Here is a 15,764-nt window from a genome sequence, read left to right as displayed (position 1 = left end):
ATCACAAGAAGTTAATGTTCAAAATGTCCAAATTTTTGTTCGAATTGTCCTAATTTTTTCTCCCATCCTCCATTAATTTTATCCGCGATAAGTCAGCAAATAATACGGTTTGAATCTTTATCGCAAATAAATTCTATTGTTTTTATTATTAAAATTAATGCACGATGAAAACTTTAAAATCGGTCTTGGAACAAGACTACAGTAAAAAAACAAAAAGTGAATTGATTGAAATGCTTTCGGGGCTGGAAGATGTACTATCCCCTTCGGTATACGAACAGATTAGCGGGATTGATCCTTCTGAATTACAGGGACTTACAAAAAAAGAAATTATAGACATTATCGACAATTTTAAAACCGGATACGACCAGAAATGGGAGAGCTCTGTCGCCAGAGCTTCATCCGATGCGTTAAAATTAATCTTCGGACAAATGGCTGAAGACGATAAGATTTTTATTACCTCAGATGCTGCCAGTGCAGATTTTGCCGCAGAGCTAGGGAGTATTGATTTCGCAACAATTATTGGTGGACCGTTGGATGCTTGCGTAAAAGCGCAATCGAACGCATCGATAAGCACCGTGAGCTTCATTAACGAGGTGGGATTTGAGACAGACACATCCGGTACAAAAAAACTTAGGATGGCGGAGTTCAAGTACAAGAAAAATGTTCCTAATCCTGAATATGATCCTGCAAATCCGGGTACTACCTCTCCGACAATTCAACAAGATTCAGAAATAAATGTACCGTTTATCGCCTTACTCAATGTACCGAGTTTCCGGATTGAATCGTGCGAGGTGGACTTCAACGTTAAGCTTAACTCTACCTACACGAAAAACGTAAGCAGTGAATTTGGTATCAATGCCGGAGCTTCTGGCGGTTGGGGGCCGGTAAAATTCAAAGTGGATGTTTCCTACAAAAGATCGTCAAGTACAGGTATTAAGGTTGAAAAAGAATATTCTTTAGGCGTCAAGGTCAGGGCAACCAACGATGAAATGCCGGCCGGTCTGGAAAAAGTACTGGGTTTATTGGGTTCAACAAACTAAGATCATGATTAAACTTTCAGACTACCTGGATTATCTCTACAGCGAGATAATCCAGGCTCGTAAAAAAGCAGATGAAAAGTCGGTTCAGGTGGCCAAAGAGTACGCCAACCACGAATACTTGAAATTTTTTAAAGCTCCCAGGTTTGCTTTTCCAGCTATAAAGATGGATATACCGTTGAAGGTTAGTGATATAAGTGCTCAGTCGAAATACAATTTTAAGCTCGATGACGAGAAATTCCTGAATGATTTAAACGAACGAATTGAGGTGGTAAACAAAGAAAAACACCTAAACATTTCTCCAGTTACGAGAGAACAGATACAAAATCAGGAGTTTAAGCAACTTTTTAAATCGCTCGAGAAAAAAGATCAAAAACTGGTAAGAAATATTGGCGACGAAGTGAAAAAACTGGATGTCTCTTCACAAATCAAATCGTTGAACATCGGAGTTTTCAGACCTCAAGATACCACCGTTGAAGCGGAAGGTTTGGAAATGAAAAGAATATTGTCAGAAGCTATTACCAACAGTTACTCTTTGGTATCTACCAAGTTGAACGACATTTACATCGACCCGAACACGACGGGGGCGGAGGACAAAGACAAGTTGTTCATTAATCTTCACATTGAGATGGAAGAGGAGGGGTTACGGATTAAAACGTTTACGGATAAAAATGGCCAAACGATCGAAGAAATCATTTTTGAATAGATGAAAGAGTTTATCCATAACAAAGTCAGGGTTATAGACGATCTTTTTGTGGAGTTTAATCGGGTTCAGAAGTTATTTACCGGAAAGTCATTTGATTTTGAACATCGGTTTAACACTTTCCTGACAAAATTATCGGATTATTTTGAAAACAGAGGCGAAAGTTCCAAAGAGTCAGAAGTTCTCAGGATAAGGAACATGCTCCTAACGGTAAAAAGAGGTTTTGATCCGTCCAAAATGGAAAAGATAAGTTCCGGGAAAGGAGAATTGTTGTGGGGGTTTTCTTACAACGGAATCGAGAGTCTTGACAGGTTGTTGCAGGAGGTCTATAAAAAAGAAATCACAAAACTCGAAGAGGGTGAAGAAATTCTCTCCAACTTGATTCTTAACCTTTGTCAACAAGGAGTCTTATCGGACGAAAAGCTGAAAGACCTGGATACTATTCCCAAGATCGAGGTTTACTGGAGCTATCTGCTTTCTCAAAATGGTTCTATTTCCGTAATAAACAAAAAACTGCTCACGAATTTAATACCGGAAGATATTTACTTGCTTATCGAAAAAGTTGTTTGCAAAATCACTACTCAATGAAATAAAATTATGGTAAAAAACAGGTACATTGTTTTGCTGGACAGTCAAAACGAAAAATCGATCCGTAACGTGGAGAAAGGGTTCTCCGTAAGCGTTACCTCATCGGAGTATTTATCGAAAGATAACCGCTCGTTTAACATTATCGACAATAACAATGCCGTTCTTTACAAAAACCTGGGAGTGGTAGTGGTTGACGATGTAGATGAAGAACAGCTAACCCGGTCGATAGCCGACAGTAAAAGCCCGGTTATCTATTTTGAAAAGGAAAGGGAGTTTTTTCCTGCCGATGAATTTACCTTTATTGACGATTTGAAGACAAATGTTGATCAATTGAAGAACAAAATTCTGGAACTGGAAAACTACATCCGGAGAAAACCGATTCCAAAACCGGCTGTAACGGACTTGGAGTGGGGGTTGAAAGCTATTGGAATGGGAGAAACCCAATTTTCGGGCAAAGGAATAGATGTTTGCATACTCGATACCGGATTCGATGTTTCGCATCCCGATTTTGTAGACAGGATTGTTGAAGGGAAATCCTTCATCGAAGGTGAAGAATGGGATAAAGATCCTAACGGACACGGAACACATTGTGCCGGTATTGCTTGCGGGAATGTTAGAAACGATACCGGCAAGCGGTACGGGATTGCAAAAGACAGCAACCTGAAAATAGGAAAAGTACTTTCCAACAATGGAAAGGGGACAACCAGCAGTATTATCGATGCGATTGACTGGGCTATTACTAAAAAATTCCGAATAATCTCCTTGTCCCTGGCTTCACCGGTGAAGCTGAACGAAAAGCCTTCTGTCCTTTTTGAGACTGTGGGAATCAGGGCTCTGGATAGCAATTGCCTGATTATTGCAGCTGCAGGCAATGATAGTAAAAGGCCTGCATTGCCCGTTCCGGTTTCTGCACCGGCAAACTCTCTCTCCATCATGGCTGTTGCAGCCATTGATAATCAGATGCGGATTGCCCGGTTCTCTAACGCCGGGATCAATGCGGCTACCGGAGGCAATGTCAATGTTTGTGCGCCAGGAGTGGATGTGCTGAGTTCTTATCCGAAGAAAAGCGGAAATTCAGGAAATTATGTCTTGTTGAGTGGAACAAGTATGGCCACTCCCCATGTTTCCGGACTGGCGGCGCTTTATATGGAACAATTCCCGGATCTGAACACCCGGGAAATTTGGGAGTTACTTGAAAGCAAAGCAAAACCGATTGAAAATCTTAAATATAGGGATATCGGGAAAGGGTTGATTCAGGTTATCCAATGATAAGAATATGAAAACATACTTTGGAGTTATACAGAACGGTAGGTCTTTTAAGGAAGTTAAAACGAGATTAACCGGCTTGGGTATAAAAATAAGCAAATATTATCCAGGATTAAAGATTGTTAAGTTTGAAACTGAAAAAGAAGTTTCAGAAGCCAAATTTGATTTTTTTATTACAATAGAGGAAGAAAAAGAAGATTTCTTTATTCAATAATTTTGTGTTTTCTCAGCACATAGAGCTCCGATATTCATTGGGGCTTTTTTAATTGCTTGAAAATCAGTGACTTGTGAGGTCATTGAAATAATCTTCCTTCGCAGATTTATCTTTATCCAATCCAAACTTTATTCATATTTTTGGATCGTATTTAGTTGTTTATAAGTTAGTTATTTGAGAGATAATGTGTGTGGAATACAAATATGCGAAATGTTAATGCTCACTGAGTCCTAAATTTTGTGTAAATAATCCTAACGTTTTTTTCTACCTCGAATTATTTTTGTATGAGAATGGATGTATTGCCAATAAAAGGGCCCTCGATGTATCTCTTTAAAAAATTATAATGTTTAACATGCGCGATATTCTGTTGTTGGATACTTTTCAAGCCCTTTTATTATTCTTCATATAGCTTAACGGTGTCTTCGGATTTGGTTGGAAGATAAGTCCATAAGGATCTGTTCATTCTGACTGATCATCAGCACCTGTCTGTAATACCTATATTCATGTAGTAAAACAAAAAAGATAAAAACATGAAAACAGCTCTCAAAAACGAAACAAGACCGATGCGGGTGAATATGTTTTTTCTTCAAAAGGTTACCGATATTATCAACCAAAAAATATCTGACCCCGGCCTGTCTCCCGGTTCAATAGCAAAAGAGTTAAACATGAGCGTGTCTCAGCTTAATAGAAAAATTAATGCGGCTTCGGGATATTCAACCAACGCTTATATCATTCAGTTGAAAGTCAATCACGCCAAAAAACAGCTGGTTCACTTTGATAAAAATATTGGTGAAATTGCCAAGAACTGCGGTTTTATTGATCTGGCCTATTTTTCTCGTACGTTCAAAAGGCATACAGGAGTTACTCCATCACATTATCGCAATTTTGTTCAAAGAACCTGAATCGGTTGTATAAATATAAACTCTACTCTAAAATTTCCTATGTAAAAACGCCGCCAGGTGGAGGTTATCCTCTGGCGACGTTTTTTGATAGTTAAACGTTACTTCCCCAATATCTGCATAGTGTCTTTTGCGATGGTCAATTCTTCGTCGGTGGGGATGATGAGTACTTTCACTTTTGACGACGGTTTGCTGATCACAACTTCTTTCGCACGAACCGATCTGTTTAATTCTTCATCAAGTTCAATGCCCATATACTCCATGTTTTTACAAACGACACTCCGGGTAATTGCCTGGTTTTCACCAACGCCACCCGTAAATACCAAGATGTCCACTCCGCCTAAAACAGCGCTGTATGCACCTATGTATTTTTTTATGCGGTAGTCGTAAGTGTTTAGTGCCAGAATCGCTCTCGGATTGTTTTCTTTTATTCCGACCTCTATCTCACGCATATCCGATGAGATTCCTGAGATTCCCAGAACACCCGAAAATTTGTTCAACAGGGTGGAAATGCCTGAAGCGCTCATGTGTTCTTTTTCCATAATATAGGATATAACCCCCGGATCCAGGTCTCCTGACCGGGTTCCCATCATCAGCCCTTCAACGGGAGTCATCCCCATACTTGTATCCACTGATTTGCCGTTTTTTATAGCTGTTATGGAAACGCCGTTACCAATATGGGCAGTGATGATTCGTTGAGATTCGTAGGGGACATTCAGGAACTCGCAGGCTCTTTTTGAAACGTACCGATGGCTCGTGCCGTGAAATCCATATCGGCGAATGCCGTATTTTTCATAAAGCGAGTAGGGCAATCCGTAAACATAGGCATAATCGGGCATGGTCTGATGGAAGGCCGTATCAAAGACACTTACCTGTGGCGTATGGGGCAACAGTTCCTGAATGGCGTAAATACCTTTGAGGTTAGGGGGATTATGTAAGGGCGCCAACTCAATACACTCTTTCAGCATTTCTATGACCTCTTCGGTGATGAGCACGCTCTTGTTGAAACGTTCCCCGCCGTGTACCACGCGGTGTCCGACAGCGTCAATTTCATCGAGTGACCGGATGCATCCGTATTTCTCACTCAACATGACACCGAAAATGTATTCAATCCCTGCACGATGCTCCAGGATTTCTCCTTCGAGCTGAACTTTCTGCCCATCGGGAAGTGTGAGTTTCAAGAATGAGCCTTTCATGCCAATCTTTTCCACACCGCCTTGTGCAATAACCTCGTTGCTTCTCATATCGAAAAGCTTGTATTTTATGGAAGAACTTCCGCAATTTAATACTAATATCTTCATTTCAACAACTTATGATTTCTGACTTTTCTCAATTAAACAACGATTTATTTTCGGAAATTACGTTTCCGTTCTCATCATAGATGTAGAAGCCCTTACTTGTCCGAACGCCAAGCTGATTAGAACGGTAAAGTTTCCACAACAACGGATTGGGTTTGTAATGTGTCTCTCCAAAATCGTTAAACATGGCTTCCATTATAGTGACAATGCGTTCAATACCAATGATGTCCGCCATTCTGAAAACACCGTACCGCTGTCCGTAAATGATGGTAAACGTTTCTTCAATGCTCTGCATGCTGCTCACCCTCTCCAACAACATCTGGCACGATTCGTTGAGCATTGTCGTCAGTAAGCGTATGCTTACATTACCGTTGCTTTCATTTATCCGGTGAGGCCGGTAATTGATAAGTTGGGCGAAAATTTCCATTCTATTGTACACCTCTTCCGATGTGTACATTCCCTTTACGATCTCGAGAATCCGGGCATCGGGATGAGATACGGGAAAATAGAGGCTGACGCAGCGCTCTTTATGAACAAGGTCAGCTGCCAATTCACTGATAATGACGGTAGGGCCGTTAGTAGCGATAATGGCATCGGGTTCCAGGATCTCATCCAGTATTTTAAAAATATTCTTTCGAACGGGTGTGCTGCGGCGTCCCGATTCTGAATATCGGGTACACTCAATGACCAGGTCGCATCCGGTAAAATCATCGTAGCTCAGTGTGGGAGTGATCCGGTTCATGATAACCTTTTTCTCCGACTGCGTCAATCCCCATTTGCTGATTTTCTGATCCATTACCCGGTTCAGTTCTTCAAAAACGATGTCGATACGTTCTTGAGATTCATCCATAAAAACCACATCCATCCCTGCCGAAGCTGTCAGGCTGATTATGGTTCGCCCTTCTTTTCCGGCCCCTACAACACCTATTCTAGAGAAGAGCGCTTTCTTCTCATGGCTTATGTTGAGTCCGTACTTCTCGATAGGTTCAATGATTAATTCACTCATTATTCTATTTTTTTGAATTCTATTTTTTTGATTTTGCAGCAATGGACTGATTAGCTGCTATGGCAACCATTTTGTAAATGTCATCAACCGAACATCCGCGGGATAAATCGTTTACCGGAGCTGCCATCCCTTGTAAAATGGGGCCAACCGCTTCGGCATTGCCTAACCGCTGGACAAGTTTGTATCCGATATTCCCGGCTTCCAACGTGGGAAAAACCAATACGTTGGCCTGCCCTGCAATCGCACTTCCGGGAGCTTTGCTTGCACCAACAGATGGAACCAGCGCAGCATCGGCCTGGAGCTCACCGTCAATGAGCAGATCGGGAGCGATCTCTTTGGCAATGCGGGTAGCTTCCGCCACCTTATCAATCATTTCGTGCTGGGCACTTCCTTTGGTCGAAAAACTTAACATAGCCACGCGCGGTTCAACCCCAACAATACCGCGTGCGGTTTGTGCCGATGCTATGGCAATGGATGCCAGCTCCTGTGCAGTAGGATTGGGCATGACTGCACAATCGGCAAAAATAAGGATGCCGTCTTTCCCGTATTGCGTTGTTTTCGTAAACATGATAAATGCTCCGGATACTACGCTTACTCCCGGTGATGTTTTGATGATCTGCAAAGCCGGGCGGAGCACATCGCCAGTAGTATTTTGTGCGCCGGCAATTTCGCCGTCCGCATCACCGTTTTTAATCATCAGGCATGCTAGATAGAGCGGGTCTTCCACCAAAACGGCCGCTTTCTCGGGTGTCATTCCTTTGGCCTGCCGGAGTTTCACCAACAGGTCAATGTAGGTTTGTTTTTTGTCGTGGTTCTTAGGATCGATTACGAGGGTTTTCCCGATATTTTTCAATTCAAGCTGATTAGCCAGCAAGTTAATTTCTTGCGGATTTCCGAGAAGAATTATTTCTGCCACCCCATCCCGGACAAGCTGGTCCGCAGCCTGAAGAGTTCGAGTTTCCGTCCCTTCAGGGAGAACGATTCGTTGTTTATCGGCTTTTGCACGCTCGATAATTTCGTTAATTAAGTTCATAGATTTTGTATGACGATTGAGTTTTTGGAATAAGATATCCGGGAGGTAAATCCTGTTCGATCTACCGCCCGTTTCAATTTGAAATTAATCTTCTGCAAAAGTAATAAAAAAAGCGATATGAGGCTTGCAAATGGTTAGGAGAAAATTAGCAGATTCCTTTCATTGCGTTTTCCATTTTTGTTCGAATCTCATTCGTACATAAATTTCCAATGCTTCCCGCGTGTGTGTGGTTAAGAACAGGTTGAAAGGCAAAAGTACCTTCCTGCACCTCCTGCCCGATTTGTTTGTAGGCTTCACGAAACGGAATACCCTGCAGGACAAGTTCGTTGACTTTTTCCACCGTGAAGAGGTAGCGGTATTTTTCGTCTTTCAAAATATTCTTGTTTACTGAAATGTGTGAAAGCATAAAATGAGTCATTTCGAAGAGCGTGTGCAACGCTTCAAGTGCCGGAAAAAGAGTTTCTTTCAGCAATTGGAAGTCACGATGGTATCCGTGGGGCAGGTTGGTGGTCATCAGGGCGATTTCGTTGGGAAGACTTTGTAACCGATTGCTGTGCGCGCGGATAAGCTCCCAGACGTCGGGGTTCTTTTTGTGCGGCATAATACTCGATCCGGTAGTCAGGTTGTCAGGGTAGGAGATAAATCCATAATTCCCAGATAGATACATGCAGTTGTCGGCAGCCAGCTTATTAAGCGTTGATGCGAACGACGCTACGCTGAAAGCGAGGATCCTTTCGGTTTTTCCTCTTCCCATCTGTGCTGCAACCGCGTTGTAATTCAGGGTTTCGAAATCGAGTTCACGTGTGGTCATCTCTCTATCGAGTGGGAATGAACTACCGTATCCGGCAGCAGAACCGAGAGGATTCTGATTGGCAACCCGCCACGCGGAAACCAGTGTATGCATATCGTCCACGAGCGTTTCGGCGTATGCTCCGAACCACAGTCCGAAAGATGATGGCATTGCTATTTGTCCGTGGGTATATCCGGGCAGCAGGACCGATCGGTGTTTTTCACTCAGCAACTGCAATAAGTCGAAAAGCTGCAAGGCATCTGCTTTTATTTTCCGGATTTCGTCCTTGAAGAAAAGCTTCAGATCCACCAATACCTGATCGTTTCGCGAGCGCCCAGAATGGATCTTCTTCCCTGTTTCACCCAGCGTTTCGGTGAGCATTGCCTCTATTTGCGAATGGATATCTTCAGCATCGGTGTTGAGGTTGAAATTTCCTTTTTCCACTTCAGCGAGGATCTTTTGCAATTCCAGGCGCAATGTTTCTTCTTCGGTTTTTTTTAGTAATCCGATTTTTACCAACATCTTTATGTGCGCCATCGAACCCATGATGTCGTATTTTGCCAGCCGCAAATCGAATTCCCGGTCCTTTCCCACCGTAAAGTTTTCTACTGACTTATCGGCATCGAAGCCTTTGTTCCAGATTTTTGCCATAGTTTCTCTTTCTAAATCTATCCGCTGATTGACGGAAGAGTTTTTTATTTGATGATTTTTGTCATTTCTTCGATAAAACGGATGTATCCGGCTATTCCGCTTTCCAGTTCGCTGACCAACACGAATTCATCGGCCTGATGGGAGCGGGCCGATTCGCCCGGACCCATTTTGATGGCCGGACAGGAAATACGCATCCAGTCCGAAGTAGTGGGGGAGACATATGTTTTCACTCCTAATTGCCCGATTGCTTTTATCAACAGGTGATCGGATGGCGTAGCCGAACTTTTGTTTGTGAGGTTTCGGGCGGAGAGTTTGCTTTTTACGTTAACCCGGAGAAGTTGCAGGATTTCCGGATTGGTGTATTGGTCGGTTGGACGGATATCCACTACAAAAGTACATTTATCCGGAACAACGTTATGTTGCGTACCGGCGGAAATCTGTGTAACGGTAAGTTTCACTTCGCCCATTGTCGGTGATATCTTGTCAAACTTAATCGATCTCATCGTCTGAATATCCTCCAGGGCGATATACAGCGCATTCACGCCCTCGTCTCTCGCCGCATGTCCGCTCACACCGGAAGCTATTCCATCGATAACCAGTAACCCTCTCTCGGCAATAGCAGCCTGCATCCCAGTCGGTTCGCCTATAAGGGCAAAATCAATGTCTGGAAGTTCTTTTGCGAGACGAGTCATCCCGTTTGGCCCCGAATTTTCTTCTTCGCAGGATAAAACCAACATAAGGTTAAAAGGCAGTTCAGATTCGTAAAAATGCAAGAACGTCTGCAACAGACAAACTACGCTTGCCCCAGCATCGTTGCTGCCTAGCCCGAAAATGTGGGTGTCGGATAAAGGCGGATTAAACGGATCGAAAGTATAGGTTGCAGCAGGCCTTACGCTATCGATATGCGAATTGAGCATTAGTGTTTGCTTCGCCATGTTGTGGTGTGGCTGACGGGCAATAATGTTGTTGCCTGACCGTTCCGTCTCTACCCCTCTTTCGGAAAGATAGCTGCACAAAAAATCACTCCGCACTTTTTCTTCGCCTGAAAAAGATTTCAGAGAAACCAATTCTTTCAGCAGGTTGGCCGAACGACGGATATATTCTTTGTTCATGGGCATCTTGACTTTTATCCAATTAACCTTGTCCCTGTTTTCTTCAGTAAATTTCTCGCATGTAGGATCACAACTTCGGATACGCCTTCCTGTATGGCGTTAAATGAATTATCGAGCTTGGGGATCATCCCGTCGGCAATCACGCCTTGCCCTTTCAGCTGGATAAATGCTTCCCGGTTTATCAATGGGATCAGGCTGTTTTTGTCATTGATGTCCCGCAAAACACCTTCTTTTTCGAAACAGTAATACAACGTAGTGCGATAGTGCTTCGACAACGCTACGGCAAGCGATGAGGCCACTGTGTCGGCATTGGTGTTGAGCAGCGAACCGTTGCCGTCATGGGTGATTGCGCAAAAAACCGGGATAACGTCGTTTTCAATGAAAGTGGAGAGGAGTTTCCCGTCCATTTTCCAGGTGATGGGGTCGCCTACGAATCCGAAGTCGATGGGTTCCGGGTTCCGGCGTTCCGATGGAATACAGTTGGCATCAACTCCCGAAAGTCCGATAGCGTTGCATCCGATTTTTTGCAGGGCAGCGACGATACTTTTGTTGATCCATCCGGCATAAACCATCGTTACCAATTGCAATGTCTCGGCATCCGTAACCCGTCGGCCTTCAACCATTTTAGTCTTGATTCCCAGTCGTTCGGCCATTTTTGAAGCCATTACTCCGCCGCCGTGAACGAGTAATTTCCTTCCTTTCAACTGGTGGAAGTCATTTAGGAAACCAGTTAAAGCTTCAGGGTTATCGACAATGTTTCCGCCAATTTTTACGACAGAAAGTGAGTTGTGAAGTATCATAATGCCAGCAAGATTTCTTTCAAGACCGTTTGTGCTGAAACCACACGGTTGGCAGCTTCGGGAATGACAATCGACTGCGGACTTTCGATGACCTCATCGGTCACGATCATGTTGCGGCGTACGGGAAGGCAGTGCATAAAATAAGCGTTGTTGGTAAGGGCCATTTTGGGGGTATCAACCGTCCAGGATCTGTCCGTACTTAGGATTTTTCCGTAATTCGGGTCTCGGTACGCCGCCCAGTTTTTCGCATAAATGAAGTCGGCATCCCGGTAGGCCTTTTCCTTGTCGTATTCCACGATGGCTTTGCCTACAAACTTATCGTCCAGCTCATATCCTTCCGGATGAGTGATTACAAATTCGTAATCCGTTGCGTTCATCCATTCGGCAAACGAGTTGGGGACTGCCTGGGGCAGCGCCTTCGGATGCGGTGCCCAGGTGAGGACAACCTTCGGTCGGGCCGTTTTTTTGAATTCTTCAATGGTGATAAGGTCGGCAAAACTTTGAAGCGGGTGTCGCGTGGCAGCTTCCATACTGAAAACCGGCCTCCCGGAATATTGGATAAATTGATTGATAATCAATTCGTTGTAATCATCTGATTTGTTTTCAAATTGTGCAAACGAACGCACACCGATAATGTCGCAGTACGCACCCATCACAGGAATAGCTTCGAGGATGTGTTCCGGCTTGTCGCCATCCATTATTACTCCACGCTCTGTTTCGAGCTTCCATGCCCCCTGGTTGATATCAAGCACAATAACGTTCATACCCAGGTTTATCCCGGCTTTTTGTGTGCTTAACCTGGTGCGTAAACTCGAATTAAAAAAGATAAGCATCAGGGTTTTGTTTTTTCCGAGATGCTGGTCGGAAAACGGATTCTCCTTGGTGTACTTGGCTTTTTGCAGGGCGGACGATAGGTCGCCGATGTCCTGAACGCAGGTGAAATGTTTCATACCATAGACTTTTAACGTTAAACTTCCAAGAGCTTTTTTGTTTCTTTCAAAAAAATATCGATTTCTTCTTTCTTTACCGAAAGCGGGGGTAGTAAACGCATTACGTTATTTTTCGCTCCGCCTGTAAAGATATGACTTTTAAACAATAACTTGTCGCGTATATCGGAGTATTCGGGGGCTGGATCAATTCCCAGCATCAATCCACGGCCGCGAATTTCTTTAATTCCGTTTAATTTCGATAGTTCGTCTTGCAAATAGTTACCTGCCTGGGATGCATTTTCAACCAACGCCTCTCCTTTCATCACATCCAGGACGGCTATTGCCGCAGCACAGGCCAGGTGATTCCCTCCGAAGGTGGTTCCCAACATTCCTTTTTTTGCTTTAAATTCAGGTGAAATCAACATGCCTCCGATCGGAAAGCCGTTACCCATTCCTTTCGCCAGGGTGATGATGTCGGGTCGGATACCGGCATGCTGATGCGCAAAAAAACGTCCTGTACGGCCGTATCCCGATTGAATTTCATCGAGAATAAGAACCACACGATGTTTATGGCAGGCCTTTTCAAGCTGTTGCATAAATCCGTTCTCGGGAACGAAAATTCCGGCTACGCCCTGAATTCCTTCCGCGATAACGGCTGCGACATCGCCTTTTTCCAGTTCACGCAGTATCTTGTCGGTATCGTTCAGGGGGACGAATGTTACTTCGTGCCCGGTGTTGAAAGGCGATTGGATCGACGGGTTGTCGGTTATGGCAACAGCACCCGATGTGCGTCCGTGGAACGATCCACTGAACGCGATTATTCGCTTTTTCCCCGTGTGGAAAGAGGCCAGTTTTAATGCGTTTTCATTGGCTTCGGCCCCACTGTTGCAAAGAAAAAGCGAATAATCGGGATAACCGCTTTGCTCCCCCAGCTTTTCGGCAAGCTCTGTTTGCAGGCTGTTGATAACGGAGTTGGAATAAAACCCGATTTTTACTGCCTGGTCCTGAATGGCTTTTACGTAAACAGGATGGGAATGGCCGATGGAAATCACGGCGTGCCCCCCGTAAAAATCGAGGTATTCCACACCGTCCCTGTCCCATACGCGGCAACCCTTTGCGCGGACAGGTTCAATATTCCACAAAGAATATACGTCAAACAGATTCATTTTAATTGTGAATTATTAATTATTTGATAGCAGACTTCAGACACCAGACATACAAAAATCTTAAAGTCTGGCTTCAGTCGGCAGAGCGAATCAAAATACGCTTCCTTTTAATCTTAATCCCATGGTCTCATCCAGCCCGAACATCAGGTTCATATTCTGTACTGCTTGTCCTGATGCTCCCTTCAACAGGTTGTCAAGAACAGAAGTTATGTGAATATATCCGTTGTGAAATCCGATGTGAAGCAGGCATTTATTGGTGTTTACCACTTCTTTCAGGCTGATTGGCTCATCCGAAACGAAAACAAAAGGCGAGGTCTTGTAATACTCCTTGTAGTAATTGATCACTTCGGTTTCGGACATCAGGTTATCCCACCGGGTGTACACACTGGCGAAAATCCCCCGGGTAAAATCACCGCGCATGGGAATCCACTGTATGGGTGGCAGCACCTTGTTTCCGGCAGCTTTTAACGTTCGTTCAATTTCCGGTAAATGCTGGTGGGTAAAAGGTTTGTAAACGGAGATATTGTTGTCCCGATAACTGAAATGCGTGGTGCTCACAGGCTTTTTTCCGGCACCGGTCGATCCGGTGATGGCATGTACGTGAATGTCGTCCGTCAACTTATTCAACGCTGCCAGCGGCAGCAAAGCCAACATGATTGACGAGGAAAAACACCCCGGATTGGCCACGCTGTTTGCTTTGCGGATTTGTTCCCGATTGAGTTCGCATAACCCGAAAACAAAATTCCGCTCACCAAACACCGGATCGTTGCGAAAATCATTTCCCAAGTCAATTACCTTGCAAGCCGCAGGGATATCATTCTCGTTAAGAAAGGCACGTGAAAGTCCGTGGCCGAGGCAAAGAAAAATGACATCCGGATGTCCGGTATTGTCGGAAAACGTTATGTCGGTTTCGCCCAATAAGTCACGGTGTATACCGGCAACCGGCATTCCGGCGGAGCTCGAACTGATTACCGACTCTAACGTCACCCCGGGATGATTCAGCAGGATACGGAGCAGTTCGCCGGCAGTGTAGCCGGTCCCTCCGGCAATGGATACTTTAATCATTTTATCGATTAAGACTATTTATGAATTGTATAATATATCTTCAACGGATTCGAAATTACCTTGGTAAAACCAATGACGTCTTGTCCGGTAAACGATTTGTTCACTTCACCATACTCTCCGAAAACCGGATTCATCAAATCGTAATCCGTGCTGCAAGCCAATACCGAGAAATGGTAAGGACGAAGCTCTACATCCACTTCACCCGTAACAAACTGCTGGGTGTCATCCAAAAACGTTTCAATATTGCGCATAACGGGTTCCAGGTACTGGGCTTCATGCATCAACTGCCCGTACCAGTTCGATAGCTGATCTTTCCAATAGAGTTGTTGCTTGGTAAGCACGTGCTTTTCCAACAAGTGGTGTGCTTTTACCAGAATCAGAGGTGCCGGAGCTTCGAAGGCAACCCTTCCCTTTGTTCCGATAATGGTGTCGCCTACATGAACGTCCCTGCCAATACCGAATCGGGATGCCCATTTGTGCAGTGTGCGGATAACGTTTACGGGTGACATTTTCTCACCGTTCAGGGAAACCGGTTCTCCTTTTTCAAAACCAATCTTTATTCGCTCCACGCCGTGATCAGAGACTTGTGAGGGGTAGGCTTCTTCGGGAAGAATGCCTGATGACTTCAACGTTTCAACGCCACCAACACTTGTTCCCCACAACCCCTGGTTGATGGAATATTTCGATTTTTCCCAAGAAAAATTAAATCCGTTCGATTTCAGGTAATCAATTTCTTCCTGACGCGATAACCCTAACTCCCGGATAGGAGCGATAATCTTTACATCGGGAGCCAACACTTCAAAAACCAGGTCGAAGCGTACCTGATCATTCCCGGCACCGGTACTTCCGTGGGCAACATATTCGGCACCGATTTTTTTTACGTGTTCCAGCACCGATAGGGCCTGGAAGAAACGTTCGGAACTGACAGAAAGAGGGTAGGTGTTGTTTTTAAGAATATTGCCGAAAATCAGATACCTGATGCCTTTTTCGTAATAATCGTTTACGGCATCAATTGTTGTATGGGATAACGCTCCCAGGATCTTGGAACGCTCTTCAATGCCTTTCAGCTCTTGGTCTGAAAAACCGCCAGTGTTGACAATTACTGTATGTACCTCCAAATTGCGTTTGTTGATAAGATACGGCACACAAAATGAAGTGTCGAGACCGCCGCTGAATGCCAAAACTACTTTTTGTTTCATATATTTTA

The 15,764-nt window shown here is 44.2% G+C and carries 16 protein-coding genes; 6 read left to right on the top strand and 10 right to left on the bottom strand.

All coding sequences use genetic code 11. From position 1 onward, the window contains the following. The first annotated feature begins 164 nt into the window (after positions 1-164). The 6 genes from KCV26_03000 to KCV26_02975 all read left to right on the top strand — a co-directional run bounded on the left by KCV26_03000 (position 165) and on the right by KCV26_02975 (position 4,710). A complete protein-coding gene (locus KCV26_03000; protein WZX37376.1) occupies positions 165-1,040 on the top strand; it encodes a DUF2589 domain-containing protein in 876 nt (291 codons plus the stop codon). A gap of 4 nt (positions 1,041-1,044) precedes the next feature. Beyond that, positions 1,045-1,743: a hypothetical protein gene (locus tag KCV26_02995; protein WZX37375.1), complete on the top strand. Its 699-nt coding sequence runs from the start codon at positions 1,045-1,047 to the stop codon at positions 1,741-1,743. Further along, entirely contained in the window at positions 1,744-2,328 is a 585-nt protein-coding gene (locus KCV26_02990; GenBank protein WZX37374.1) for a hypothetical protein, read from the top strand. It abuts the gene before it with no gap. 9 nt (positions 2,329-2,337) lie between these two features. Next, positions 2,338-3,597, top strand: coding sequence for a S8 family serine peptidase (locus KCV26_02985; protein WZX37373.1), 1,260 nt, complete (start codon positions 2,338-2,340; stop codon positions 3,595-3,597). A 7-nt stretch (positions 3,598-3,604) separates the two neighbouring features. Next, on the top strand, positions 3,605-3,808 hold the full coding sequence (locus KCV26_02980; protein ID WZX37372.1) for a hypothetical protein: 204 nt from the start codon (positions 3,605-3,607) through the stop codon (positions 3,806-3,808). Between the two features lie 530 nt (positions 3,809-4,338). Then, entirely contained in the window at positions 4,339-4,710 is a 372-nt protein-coding gene (locus tag KCV26_02975; GenBank protein WZX37371.1) for a helix-turn-helix transcriptional regulator, read from the top strand. 98 nt (positions 4,711-4,808) lie between these two features. Here KCV26_02975 and KCV26_02970 read toward each other — a convergent pair whose 3' ends face one another. The 10 genes from KCV26_02970 to argG all read right to left on the bottom strand — a co-directional run bounded on the left by KCV26_02970 (position 4,809) and on the right by argG (position 15,756). Then, positions 4,809-6,008 carry an acetate kinase gene (locus tag KCV26_02970; GenBank protein WZX37370.1) on the bottom strand — a complete coding sequence of 400 codons (1,200 nt, stop codon included), beginning with the start codon at positions 6,006-6,008 and terminating at the stop codon, positions 4,809-4,811. A 28-nt stretch (positions 6,009-6,036) separates the two neighbouring features. Continuing rightward, complete coding sequence (locus KCV26_02965; GenBank protein ID WZX37369.1) at positions 6,037-7,011, bottom strand: 3-hydroxyacyl-CoA dehydrogenase family protein; 975 nt, start codon at positions 7,009-7,011, stop codon at positions 6,037-6,039. Positions 7,012-7,030: 19 nt separating this feature from the next. After that, entirely contained in the window at positions 7,031-8,044 is a 1,014-nt protein-coding gene (pta, locus tag KCV26_02960; GenBank protein WZX37368.1) for a phosphate acetyltransferase, read from the bottom strand. Between the two features lie 145 nt (positions 8,045-8,189). Further along, positions 8,190-9,485, bottom strand: a complete 1,296-nt coding sequence (argH, locus tag KCV26_02955) for an argininosuccinate lyase (GenBank protein ID WZX37367.1) — start codon at positions 9,483-9,485, stop codon at positions 8,190-8,192. Between the two features lie 44 nt (positions 9,486-9,529). Next, the gene (locus tag KCV26_02950; protein WZX37366.1) at positions 9,530-10,597 is read right to left on the bottom strand and encodes a M20/M25/M40 family metallo-hydrolase; all 1,068 of its coding nucleotides are present in this window, start codon (positions 10,595-10,597) and stop codon (positions 9,530-9,532) included. A 14-nt stretch (positions 10,598-10,611) separates the two neighbouring features. After that, the gene (argB, locus tag KCV26_02945; GenBank protein WZX37365.1) at positions 10,612-11,397 is read right to left on the bottom strand and encodes an acetylglutamate kinase; all 786 of its coding nucleotides are present in this window, start codon (positions 11,395-11,397) and stop codon (positions 10,612-10,614) included. Further along, positions 11,394-12,347 carry an N-acetylornithine carbamoyltransferase gene (locus KCV26_02940; protein ID WZX37364.1) on the bottom strand — a complete coding sequence of 318 codons (954 nt, stop codon included), beginning with the start codon at positions 12,345-12,347 and terminating at the stop codon, positions 11,394-11,396. The genes argB and KCV26_02940 overlap by 4 nt, the downstream gene beginning before the upstream one ends. A gap of 17 nt (positions 12,348-12,364) precedes the next feature. Further along, positions 12,365-13,492 carry an aspartate aminotransferase family protein gene (locus KCV26_02935; protein ID WZX37363.1) on the bottom strand — a complete coding sequence of 376 codons (1,128 nt, stop codon included), beginning with the start codon at positions 13,490-13,492 and terminating at the stop codon, positions 12,365-12,367. A 90-nt stretch (positions 13,493-13,582) separates the two neighbouring features. Beyond that, on the bottom strand, positions 13,583-14,557 hold the full coding sequence (locus KCV26_02930; GenBank protein ID WZX37362.1) for an N-acetyl-gamma-glutamyl-phosphate reductase: 975 nt from the start codon (positions 14,555-14,557) through the stop codon (positions 13,583-13,585). A gap of 14 nt (positions 14,558-14,571) precedes the next feature. Then, on the bottom strand, positions 14,572-15,756 hold the full coding sequence (gene argG / locus KCV26_02925; protein ID WZX37361.1) for an argininosuccinate synthase: 1,185 nt from the start codon (positions 15,754-15,756) through the stop codon (positions 14,572-14,574). Positions 15,757-15,764: the final 8 nt, after the last annotated feature.

It is taken from the genome of Petrimonas sulfuriphila, from assembly GCA_038561985.1.
Taxonomy (GTDB): domain Bacteria; phylum Bacteroidota; class Bacteroidia; order Bacteroidales; family Dysgonomonadaceae; genus Petrimonas; species Petrimonas sulfuriphila.
This window is presented reverse-complemented; position numbering and strand designations above follow the sequence as displayed.